Origin of the sequence: Sphaerisporangium melleum (assembly GCF_014646695.1) — a bacterium.
GTDB classification, from domain to species: Bacteria; Actinomycetota; Actinomycetes; order Streptosporangiales; family Streptosporangiaceae; genus Sphaerisporangium; species Sphaerisporangium melleum.
The window spans coordinates 1-1163 of sequence record NZ_BMNT01000111.1 but is presented as its reverse complement, the minus strand read 5'-3'; the positions used below and the strand labels follow the sequence as shown (position 1 = coordinate 1163).

The following is a 1163-nucleotide window of genomic DNA, read 5'->3' as shown; positions in this document are numbered from 1 at the left end:
TTTCCGGGCGATGTCAAGCCTTGGTAAGGTTCTTCGCGTTGCGTCGAATTAAGCAACATGCTCCGCCGCTTGTGCGGGCCCCCGTCAATTCCTTTGAGTTTTAGCCTTGCGGCCGTACTCCCCAGGCGGGGCGCTTAATGCGTTAGCTACGGCACGGAGCCCGTGGAAGGACCCCACACCTAGCGCCCAACGTTTACAGCGTGGACTACCAGGGTATCTAATCCTGTTCGCTCCCCACGCTTTCGCTCCTCAGCGTCAGGTAAGGCCCAGCAAGCCGCCTTCGCCACCGGTGTTCCTCCTGATATCTGCGCATTTCACCGCTACACCAGGAATTCCGCTTGCCCCTACCTACCTCTAGCCAGCCCGTATCCACCGCAGACCCACAGTTAAGCCATGGGCTTTCACGGCAGACGCGACAAGCCACCTACGAGCTCTTTACGCCCAATAATTCCGGACAACGCTTGCGCCCTACGTATTACCGCGGCTGCTGGCACGTAGTTAGCCGGCGCTTCTTCTGCAGGTACACGTCAACTTCGTCCCTGCTGAAAGAGGTTTACAACCCGAAGGCCGTCATCCCCCACGCGGCGTCGCTGCGTCAGGCTTCCGCCCATTGCGCAATATTCCCCACTGCTGCCTCCCGTAGGAGTCTGGGCCGTGTCTCAGTCCCAGTGTGGCCGGTCGCCCTCTCAGGCCGGCTACCCGTCGTCGCCTTGGTAGGCCACTACCCCACCAACAAGCTGATAGGCCGCGAGCCCATCCCCAACCGAAAAAACTTTCCACCCCGCGCGATGCCACGCGAAGTCATATCCGGTATTAGACCCGGTTTCCCAGGCTTATCCCAGAGTCAGGGGCAGGTTACTCACGTGTTACTCACCCGTTCGCCGCTCGAGTACCCCGAAGGGCCTTTCCGCTCGACTTGCATGTGTTAAGCACGCCGCCAGCGTTCGTCCTGAGCCAGGATCAAACTCTCCAAACAATGTCTGAAAAGAAACCCTGGCAGACACCACCATCACACGGTGATGCCAACCAAAGGAACCATCCCCACAACCCGGAAACCAGGCCGCGGAGGACGGAGATAATGCATTCTCATGCACTGGCTTTTAACACACTGTTGAGTTCTCAAGAAACGGACGCGTACACCACCCGGAAACCGACCCTTTAAG

The 1163-nt window shown here is 58.6% G+C and carries 1 rRNA gene (running past one end of the window); it reads right to left on the bottom strand.

From position 1 onward, the window contains the following. Nucleotides 1–976 (bottom strand): 16S ribosomal RNA (locus tag IEY93_RS37320); it reaches 609 nt to the left of the window's first position. Between the last annotated feature and the right edge of the window lie 187 nt (nucleotides 977–1163).